This is a genomic window from Pseudokineococcus sp. 5B2Z-1 (genome assembly GCF_037482305.1).
GTDB lineage: Bacteria > Actinomycetota > Actinomycetes > Actinomycetales > Quadrisphaeraceae > Pseudokineococcus.
This window is the reverse complement of record NZ_JBBHZG010000008.1, coordinates 96,414-105,963: the sequence shown is the minus strand read 5'-3', so window position 1 is coordinate 105,963 and position 9,550 is coordinate 96,414. Positions and strand designations below refer to the sequence as shown.

The 9,550-nt window shown below is 77.0% G+C and carries 8 protein-coding genes; 2 read left to right on the top strand and 6 right to left on the bottom strand.

Translation table 11 applies throughout. The annotated features are described in order from the left end of the window. Positions 1-50: 50 nt before the first annotated feature. From WDV85_RS16165 to WDV85_RS16150, 4 genes are all read right to left on the bottom strand, one after another. Positions 51-1,772, bottom strand: coding sequence for a glycoside hydrolase family 13 protein (locus WDV85_RS16165; RefSeq protein WP_445263368.1), 1,722 nt, complete (start codon positions 1,770-1,772; stop codon positions 51-53). 194 nt (positions 1,773-1,966) lie between these two features. Beyond that, positions 1,967-2,815 (bottom strand): alpha/beta fold hydrolase, encoded by an 849-nt coding sequence (locus WDV85_RS16160; RefSeq protein ID WP_339571601.1) that lies wholly within the window; start codon positions 2,813-2,815, stop codon positions 1,967-1,969. A 57-nt stretch (positions 2,816-2,872) separates the two neighbouring features. After that, complete coding sequence (locus WDV85_RS16155; protein ID WP_445263367.1) at positions 2,873-3,283, bottom strand: globin; 411 nt, start codon at positions 3,281-3,283, stop codon at positions 2,873-2,875. A gap of 205 nt (positions 3,284-3,488) precedes the next feature. Continuing rightward, positions 3,489-5,228 carry an SDR family oxidoreductase gene (locus tag WDV85_RS16150; RefSeq protein ID WP_339571599.1) on the bottom strand — a complete coding sequence of 580 codons (1,740 nt, stop codon included), beginning with the start codon at positions 5,226-5,228 and terminating at the stop codon, positions 3,489-3,491. A gap of 116 nt (positions 5,229-5,344) precedes the next feature. Here WDV85_RS16150 and WDV85_RS16145 point away from each other — a divergent pair, with 116 nt between their 5' ends. Both WDV85_RS16145 and WDV85_RS16140 read left to right on the top strand, forming a co-directional pair. Further along, positions 5,345-5,830 (top strand): hypothetical protein, encoded by a 486-nt coding sequence (locus tag WDV85_RS16145; protein ID WP_339571598.1) that lies wholly within the window; start codon positions 5,345-5,347, stop codon positions 5,828-5,830. Further along, positions 5,827-6,324 carry a PH domain-containing protein gene (locus WDV85_RS16140; protein WP_339571597.1) on the top strand — a complete coding sequence of 166 codons (498 nt, stop codon included), beginning with the start codon at positions 5,827-5,829 and terminating at the stop codon, positions 6,322-6,324. Before WDV85_RS16145 ends, WDV85_RS16140 begins: the two co-directional genes overlap by 4 nt. Before the next feature lie 94 nt (positions 6,325-6,418). Here the strand turns inward: WDV85_RS16140 and WDV85_RS16135 are convergent, their stop codons facing one another. Next, on the bottom strand, positions 6,419-8,632 hold the full coding sequence (locus tag WDV85_RS16135; protein WP_339571596.1) for a prolyl oligopeptidase family serine peptidase: 2,214 nt from the start codon (positions 8,630-8,632) through the stop codon (positions 6,419-6,421). A gap of 165 nt (positions 8,633-8,797) precedes the next feature. After that, positions 8,798-9,454 (bottom strand): pyridoxamine 5'-phosphate oxidase family protein, encoded by a 657-nt coding sequence (locus WDV85_RS16130; RefSeq protein ID WP_339571595.1) that lies wholly within the window; start codon positions 9,452-9,454, stop codon positions 8,798-8,800. Between the last annotated feature and the right edge of the window lie 96 nt (positions 9,455-9,550).

Sequence of the window (9,550 nt, the reverse complement as noted above, 5' to 3'; positions counted from 1 at the left end):
GGGCGGCCGGGGATGACCCCGGCCGCCCCCCTGCGTGCGAGCGATGGTCCTCAGGCGCTCGCGGGGGACTCCTCGCGCAGCCACGCCGTCGTCATCGGCGGCAGCAGGCGCGCCTCGTCGTCGCGCTGCAGGTCACCGCTGACGAGGAGGACCTCGGCGCCGGCCGGGAGCGCCACGGGCTGCTCGCCGAGGTTGGCGACGACGAGGGCGCCCGCGCTGCGGAAGGCGAGGACGCCGTGCTCCTCGCCCCGGACCTGCCCGTCCGGGCCCTCGAGCGCGCGCCACGACAGCCCGGTGGAGGAGCCGAGCGCCAGTTCGCGGCGCAGGCGCAGCGCCGCCCGGTACATCTCGTACGTCGAGCCGGGGACGTCGCGCTGCCGGTCGAGCGCGAGCTCGCCGTAGACGGCGGGCTGCGGCAGCCAGGAGGCCGCCGTGGGGCCGAAGCCGAAGGACGGCGCGTCGCCCTCCCACGGGATCGGGACCCGGCAGCCGTCACGGCCGTTCGTCTCGTGGCCCGTGCGCTCCCACGACGGGTCCTGGCGGGCCTCGTCCGGCACGACCGCGTCGGGCAGGCCCAGCTCCTCACCCTGGTAGACGTAGGCGCTGCCCGGCAGAGCGAGCATGAGCAGCGTCGCCGCGCGGGCGCGCTGCAGGCCCACGGCCGGGTCCGGCTGCTCGTCGTCGGCGCCGAGGCCGTCGGGGTTGCCGCCGGCCAGGTCGAGCCCGAAGCGCGTGGTGTGGCGGACGACGTCGTGGTTGCTCAGCACCCAGGTGGGCGGGGCGCCGACGGCGGACATGGCGGCCGCCGTCTCCTGCACCTGGGCGCGCAGCGCCGCGGCGTCCAGCGGCGCCACGAGGTAGGCGAAGTTGAAGGCCTGCTGCATCTCGTCGTCGCGGACGTAGCGCGCGAGCCGCTCGACCGGGTCGACCCACGCCTCGGCGACGAGCATGCGGTCGCCCTCGTACTCCTCGAGGACGGCGCGCCACCGGCGGTAGACCTCGTGGACGCCCTCCTGGTCCCACATCGGCGGGGGCGTGCGCGACTCGCCGTTCATCCCCGCCAGCGTCCCGGTGATCATCTCCGTCGCGGCGTCCCACTCGGGCAGGCCGTCGGCCTTGACGAGGCCGTGGGCCACGTCGACGCGGAAGCCGTCGACGCCGCGGTCGAGCCAGAAGCGCAGGACGTCCTGGAACTCCTCCACGACCTCGGGGTTGGTCCAGTCGAGGTCGGGCTGGGAGACGTCGAAGAGGTGCAGGTACCACTGGCCGGGGCGCCCGTCGGCCTCGGTCACGCGCTCCCACGCCGGGCCGCCGAAGACCGAGCGCCAGCTCGTCGGCGCGATCTCGCCGTCCGCGCCGCGTCCGTCGCGGAACAGGTAGCGCGCCCGCTCCGGGCTGCCCGGACCGGCGGCGAGGGCCGCGCGGAACCACGCGTGGTCCCACGACGTGTGGTTGGGCACGAGGTCGACGACGACGCGCAGGCCCAGCTCGTGGGCGCGGGCGACGAGGGCATCGGCGTCGGCCAGCGTGCCGAAGCGCGGGTCGACGTCGCGGTAGTCGGCGACGTCGTAGCCCGCGTCGTGCTGGGGCGAGGTGTAGAAGGGCGAGAGCCACAGGGCGTCGACGCCCAGCTCGGCGAGGTGGGGGAGGCGGGCGGTGATGCCCGGCAGGTCGCCCATGCCGTCACCGTCGGAGTCGGCGAAGGATCGCGGGTAGACCTGGTAGACCACCGCGGAGCGCCACCACTCGCCGCGGCCACCGGCGATGCTCACGCCCTCCGGGGCGCTGCTGGGGGCGCTGCTGGGGGCCTCGTCGGGCGTCGGGTCGGCGGCGGGCGCGGGGGCGGCGTCGGTCGTCGTCACGCGGGGTGAGGCTACCGGCGCCGGAGGGGGCGCCCGGCACGCGCCCGGGCTCCGGACGGGCCCGGGGCTCGGCCCGCCGGGCCCTGAGCCGAGGCCCTCTGGACTCAGGGCCCGGCCACCTCGAGGAGCCGGTCGAGCGCCGCGGGCAGCGCCGCGAGCACGGAGACGTGGCCGTCGGCGGGCCTGGTCCACAGCTCCCCCCGCGGGAGCGCGTCGACGAGGCGGCGGCCGTGCGCCGGCGGGACGACGCGGTCGCGGTCGCCGTGGACGCAGAGCACCGGGGGCCGCACGTCGGCGAGGTCGACGCCCCAGTCGCGGGTGAAGGCGACGTCGTCGTCGACGAGGCCGCCGGGGCCTTCCGCGCCGGCGCGCTGGGCGTCCGCGCCGAGGTCGGCCCAGGGGCCCGCGAGGGCCTCCCAGTCCGCGTCGACGAAGCAGGACGGGTCGAAGGCGTCGTGCTCGGCGTGCCGCAGCCGGGCGTCCCGCCCCCGCGCCGCCGCCCGCAGCGCGGCGTCGTCCGCCATGCCGTCGAACCACCAGCGCTCGTCCCGGAAGGGCGCGAGCCCGGCGAGGCAGACGGCGCCGACGACGCGGTCCGGCAGCAGGGCCGCGCACGCGAGGGCGTGGGGCCCGCCGCCGGACGCGCCCACGACGACGAGACGGTCGAGCCCGAGGGCGTCCGCGACCGCCGCGACGTCCTCCGCCGCGGACGCCACGTCGCGCCCCGGCCGCGGGGTGGACCCGCCGTAGCCGGGACGCCCGTAGGAGACGACGCGCAGCCCCCGCGGCGCCGCGGCCGCCAGCACGGGCTCCAGCAGCGCGCCCGTCTGCGGGGAGCCGTGGTGCCAGACGAGCGTGACGCCGTCAGCGCGCCCCGGTGCGCCGGGCGGGCCGCTGTCGTGGACGCGCAGCACCCGGCCGTCCGCGACGACGACGTCGCAGCCGCTGCTCATGCGCGGAGGCTAGGGCGGGCGACGGCGCCGCGGGCCCGTCCGCCGCGGCCGCAGCGGTCAGCCGTCGAAGGTGTTGAGCACGCTGTGCGCCGCCCGCTCGAGGTAGTCCCACAGCTCGGCGTGCAGCAGCGGCGGGAGGTCGAGGGAGTCCACCGCCGCCCGCATGTGGAGCAGCCACCGGTCACGGGCCACCGGGCCCACGGCGAAGGGCGCGTGCCGCATGCGCAGGCGGGGGTGGCCGCGCTCCTCGGAGTACGTCGTCGGACCGCCCCAGTACTGCTCGAGGAACATCCGCAGGCGCACCCGCGCGGCCTCGAGGTCCTCCTCGGGGTACATGGGCCGCAGGACGTCGTCGCCCGCGACGCCGTCGTAGAACCGGTCGACGAGCGTCACGAAGGTGTCGTGCCCGCCGACGGCGTCGTAGAAGGTGCCCTGGCCGCCCGGTCCCTGGATGCGCACGTGCCCCAGTCTCCCGCACCACCTCGGCCGCCCCAGCCGCCCCGCCCCGCGGGGCGACGTGTGGCCATATGGCCCTGCGAGTGCGGGCCCCTGCGGCGATGTGTGGCCATGTCGCCCTCGGCTGCGGCGCCGGGGGCGACATGGCCGCACATCGCCCCCTGCGGAGGCGACGGGGGGCGACATGGCCACACGTCGCCCTCTGGGGGCGGAGGGCTCAGGCGGCGCTCGCCGTCCGCCCCTCCGCGGCGGCCTGGTCGCGCAGGAGCGCGCCGGCGTCGGGGTTGCGCCGGTAGGCCTCCTCGGCGGCGCGGGCGACGTTGCGCTGCATGCCGCCGAAGACGACCGCGTGGAAGGGCACGATGCCCGTCCAGTACAGGCGCCCGGGCAGCCCGCGGGGGTGGAACAGCGCGCGCTGGTGGAAGACCACGGCGTCGTCCGCCGCCTCCCGGCCGATGCGCCCGGCCTCCTTCGCCTCGGCGCCCGTCTCCACCGACAGGTCGAGCCACGCCAGCCCGGGCAGGCGCATCTCGGCGCGCAGCCGGACGAGCCGCCCGGGCTCGATGGCCTCGACCCGCCACCAGTCGAGGGCGTCGCCGACCGACAGGTGCAGCGGGTCGCGCCGGCCGCGGCGCAGGCCGGGGCCGCCGAAGACCTGGTCGAGCACCCCGCGCGTCCACCACCCGAGCTGGAAGGAGTACCAGCCGTTGTCGCCGCCGATGCCCTGGAGCACCGCCCACAGGTGCTCGGGGGGCGCGTCGACGGTCGTGCTCCGGTCGTCGACGTAGAGACGGCCGCCCGCCCAGTCGGGGTCGGTGGGCAGGGGCTCGCTGGGCGCGCCGCGCAGGCTCGCCGAGCGCCACGACGTCTCGACCTCGTAGTCGCGGATCCTCGTCAGAGCCAGCCGCACGGACTCGTCGAAGCCGATGAGGCCGCCCTCGGGGTCGGGCACCCACTGCTTGATGTCGTCCTCCTTGCAGACGACGTCGTGCACGAGGCTGCCGATCAGCGGGCGGGCGATCTTCTTCGGGACCGGCGTGACCATGCCCGTCCAGTGCGACGCCAGGCCCGGCGTGAGCACGGGCAGCGGCACGATGACGCGCGGCTTGAGCCCGGCGACCGCGGCGTAGCGCTGCATCATCTGGCGGTAGGTGAGGACGTCGGGACCGCCGATGTCGAAGCCGCGGTTGGTGCCCTCCGGCAGCCGGGCCGCGCCCACGAGGTAGCGCAGCACGTCGCGGACGGCGATCGGCTGGATCTTCGAGCCGACCCACTTCGGCGTCACCATCGCGGGCAGCAGGTCGGTGAGGTTGCGCATCATCTCGAAGGACGCCGACCCCGAGCCGATGATGACGGCCGCCTTGAGCACCACCGAGTCGACGCCGGAGGCCAGGAAGATGTCGCCGACCTCCTTGCGCGACCCGAGGTGCTCGGAGAGGTGCTCGCCCTCCGGGTAGAGGCCGCCGAGGTAGACGACGCGCCCGACGCCGACGTCGCGCGCCGCCGTGACGAAGGTGCGCGCGGTGTACCGGTCGAGCTGCTCGAAGTCCTTGCCGGAGCCGAGCGAGTGGATGAGGTAGTAGGCGACGTCGACCCCGTGCAGGGCGTCCTTGACCTGGTCGATGTCGTTGGCGTCGGCGTCGACGAGCTCGACGTCGTCGTACCAGGGGCGGTCCTGCAGGCGCTCGGGACGCCGCGCCATCGCGCGCACCCGGTAGCCGGCCGTGAGCAGCTGGGGGACCAGGCGCCCGCCGATGTACCCGGTGACGCCGGTCACGAGGACGAGCGGCGCCTCGCCGCCCTCGCCCGGCGCCGTGACGGCGGGGTCGACCGCCGTCGCGTCGGGGGAGACATCCGCCCCGCGGTTCTCGCTGCCCCCGAGGTCGCCGTCCCCCGGTCCCTCGACGCCCCGCCCGGCCCCGGACGTGCCCGCCGCCTGCTCCGCGCTGCTCGTCATGCCCGCCATGGTCGCCCCGGGAGGGGAGGAGCGCGCGGCGGTCGGGGTGTCACCCGGTCGGGTGGCGTCCGGTCCTCGACGCGGCGTCCCGGCGGGCGCGCGCCATGATCGCGGTCGTGGCGCGGGGGAGGCGGAGCGACGACGAGCCGTCCGTCGTCGTCGATCTCGAGGGGCTGCCGCGGGTCTGGCGCACCTCGCAGGCGCGGTGGATGCCGTGGCTGTGGGGATCGATGGCGGCGCTCGCTGCCCTGCAGCTGGCGCTCGTGCTCGTCGGCGGCGTGGACGCGAGCACCACGCGCGTCGCGCTGCTGGTGGGGCAGATCATGCTCTGCGTGCTTGCTGCGGTGCTGGGATCTCGCCTCGCGGTGAGCATGGAGCCGACGGGCTACCGGCTCGCGAGCACGCGTCTGGGGCGTGGTCTGCGTCCCTGGTCGCGCGTCGCCGAGGTCCGCCCACCGAGCCGATGGCTGCGCTTCGCCGAGATCCGGGGCACCCGCGGGGGTGACGTGCCCGTGGCGCTCGTCGGGATGACGGCCGAGCAGGCCGACGAGCTGCAGCGCCGGCTCGTCGAGGCCCGGGCCAGAGCGGCGCAGACGACGTGACGGAGCCCGCCGACGGGGAGGCCGCCCCGCCGCTGCTCGTCGACGTCGGCGGTCTGCCGCAGCGCTTCCAGGACCCGCAGCAGCAGGTCGGGAGGCGATGGCTGAAGGCTCTCGTCGTCATCGGCGGCGCGGCCCTGCTGGTGTCCTTCGTGCTCGACCTCTCGGCGAGCTTCCCGAAGGTGCTCGGAGCCATGTGGCTCCTCCAGGGCGGCCTGGGCCTCCTGGTCGCGGCGCGCATGCACGTCCGGCTCGAGCCCGAGGGCGTGCGCCGCGTCGGACTGGTCGGCCGCGGGCGTCTCACGCCGTGGTCGTCCGTCGCCGAGGTGCGGCCGCCGGACACCTTCCACCCGTCGACCCACCTGCGGGGACCCGGCGGTCGCTTCGCGGAGACGATCGACCTGCCCGGCGTCCCCGCCGACGACGCCCGCGAGCTGCAGCGCCGCCTCGAGGCGGCGCGGACGGCCGCCGAGGAGGCGGAGCGGCCGCAGGCGTGAGGTGCCCGCGACCGGGGACGCGCAGCCGTGCGGACCCGGCCGGTCCGCACGTCTCCGCGTCCCCGGTCGACGTCGGCGAGCTGTCAGCGCGGGGTCACGGCACCCGCGCGACGTCCAGCCCGAGGTGGTGGCCGAGGAAGGCGAGCACGTCCGCGGTGAGCCCCGTCGAGCGGCTCAGCGACCGGGCGCCGTGGCCGACGTCGGCCTCGCGGCGCAGGAGGACGGGCGCCTCGTCGACCGGGCGCGACGTCGCCGCCTGCAGCGCCGCGCACGTCTTGCGGGCGTGGAGGGGGTCGACGCGGGAGTCGCCGTCGAAGACGGTGAAGAGGGTCGCCGGGTACGGCTGGTCGGCGCGCACGTGGTGGTACGGCGAGTGCGCCAGCAGCCAGCCGAGCTGCTCGGGGTCCTGCGCGTCGCCGTACTCCCCGGCCCACGTCCGGCCGAGGCCGTGGAGCTGGTAGCGGACCATGTCGAGCAGCGGCGCCGAGCACACGACGGCGCGGTAGCCGTCCGGACGGCGGGTGAGCGCCGCCCCGACGAGCAGCCCGCCGTTCGAGCCGCCGTAGATCCCGAGGCGCTCGCGCGTCGTCCACCCGCGGTCGACGAGGGCGTCGGCGGCCGCCTCGAGGTCCTCGTACACGCGCGGCTTGTGCGGGCCCATGCCGGCGCGGTGCCACTCCTCGCCCTCCTCCCCGCCGCCGCGCAGGCCGGCCTCGGCCCACACGCCGCCCGAGCGGACCCAGGCGAGCGTCGTCGCGGACCACGTCGGGCGCAGCGAGACGCCGAAGCCGCCGTAGCCGTAGAGGACGAGCGGGGCGCTCGCGAGGGGCGCGCCGGCGTCGTCCAGCGCGTCCGCGCGGGCGGTGACGAGGACCCGCACCGTGGTGCCGTCCGCGCTCGTGACCTCGAGCTGCTGCGTCGTCGTCGGCACGTCGGGCTCGGCGGCGTCGAGGGCCCCGGGCGGCCCCTCGACGACCTCGACCTCGCCCGTGCGCGCGTCGAAGCGGTGCACGTGCGGCAGCGTCGTCGGGTCGGTGAAGGTGAACCACGCCTCGTGGCCGCCCTCCGGGCGGGAGACGAGCCCGCCGACGCTGCCCGTGCCGGGCAGCACGACCTCCGCGCGCAGAGCGCCGTCGGCCAGGTCGTGGACGGTCACGCGGCTGACGGCGTGCGTCGTCCACGCCGCCAGCAGCACGGGCGCGTCGCCGAGCTCGGGGCCGTCGAGCACCGTCCAGCCCTCGAGGACGGCGTCGTCGCGCTCGGCGAGCAGGTCCCGCCACCCGTCCGGGCCGGGATCGCGGGGGTCGGCGACGGCGAGGCGGCCGCGCGGCGCGCCCAGGTCGGTGCCGACGTACAGGCGCCCGTCGCGGCCGACCCGCGCCGAGGTGCTCGCGTCCTCGCCCACGACCACCTCGCGCAGCGGGGGAGCGGCCGCGGCGGCGGAGCCCTCGCCGAGGTCGGCGAGCCAGACGTCGCTGCGCGGGTCCGTGCCGATCGCTGCGGTGACCGACAGCCACCGCCCGTCGCGGGAGACCGAGGCGCCGTAGTAGGTGCGCAGGTCGCGCCCCGCGCCGAAGACCTCCACCTCCTCGGACTCCGGGGCGCCGACGGTGTGCAGGACGACGCGGCGGTGGAACTGCTCCTCGCCGTCCGGCACGAGCTCGGGCGCGAGCCGCCGCACGCAGTAGAAGGCGCCCCCGCCGGGGAGCCAGGCGACGGGGGAGTACCGGGCGCGGTCGACCGGCCCGTCGACGACCTCGCCGGTCGCCACGTCGAGCACGCGCAGGACGCTCTCCTCCGAGCCGCCCTCGGAGAGCTGGTAGGCCAGCAGGTCGCCCTCGAGGCTCGGCTGCCAGGCGTCGAGCGTCGTCAGCCCGCTCGGGTCGAGGGCGGCCGGGTCGACGAGGACCCGCTCGACCTCGGCGCCGTCGGTCCCCGGCTCGCGCACGAGGAGGACCGCGTGCTCGCCGCCGGGCTCGCGACGGGTGGAGAAGCGGCGCTGGCCGCGCCACACGGGGACGCCGACCGAGCCCGACCCGAGCAGCCCGCGGAGCCTCTCCTCGGCCTCGTCGCGGCCGGCCCAGCGGGCGCGGTGCTCGGCGAGGAGGGCGTCCTGCGCCGCGGACCAGGCCCGGGCCTCCTCGCCCGCGGCGTCCTCGAGCCAGCGGTAGGGGTCCGCCACCCGCGCGACCGGGTCCGCCGCCGGCAGCGCCTCGACGACGTCGTCGCGCCGGGCCGGCGGGTACGGCTGCGGCGAGGCCGAGGGCTCGGGGCCGTGCAGGGGCAGGTCGGCGCCGGGAGAGGTCACGAGCGGCACCGTACGGGCGCCCGGCGAGCCGTCGCCGCCGGCGTCGTCCGCACAGCGACCTGCAGACGGGCCTGTCGCTCAGCGTCACCGCAGGTCAGGCGGGTGCGGTGCGCGCTCTCGGCGTGCTGCGCAGGTCGCTGTGCGGGAGTCGCACCCCGGCGGTGGTCAGGACCGGTACAGGCCGTCGGCGTAGGACGGGCCGTAGTAGCGCTCGAGCTCCTCGAGCGAGGCCTCGGGGCGCTCCAGCGCGCGGGCGATGCGGGGGCGGGCGGGGAGGGCGTCCGGGTCCCAGGTCCCCGGGTCCCACAGGTGCGAGCGCAGGAAGGCCTTGGAGCAGTGGTGGAACACCTGCTCCACCTCGACGAGCAGCGCGAGCACGGGCCGGTGGCCCTCGACCACGAGGTCGTCGAACCAGGGGGCGTCGCGCACGAGACGGGCGCGCCCGTTGACCCGCAGGGTGTCGCCGCGGCCCGGCACGAGGAAGAGGAGGCCGACGTGCGGGTTGGCGAGGACGTTGCGGAAGCCGTCCACCCGCCGGTTGCCCGGGCGCTCGGCCAGGGCGACCGTCCGGTCGTCGAGGACGAGGACGGAGCCCGCCGGGTCGCCTTTCGGGGAGACGTCGCACGTGCCGTCGGCACCGGCGGTCGCGAGCAGCCAGAACGGCGACGCCGCGAGCCAGGCCCGGTCGAGGTCGTGCAGGCGGTTCCGCTCCTTGCGGACGGCGCCCGTCGACGGCTCACCGACGAGCGCCCTCAGCTCGGCCTCGTCGGCCACGTCGACGACACCCCGCTCGTGCCCCCGCTGGTCCTGCTGCGCGTCCACGGAGGTGATCCTCCACCCGCGGGAGGGCCGACGGGGCGGTGGTGCGGCCCCCTGCGCCGCACCACCGCCCCCTGTCCTCGGAGCCCCGCCCCCGGA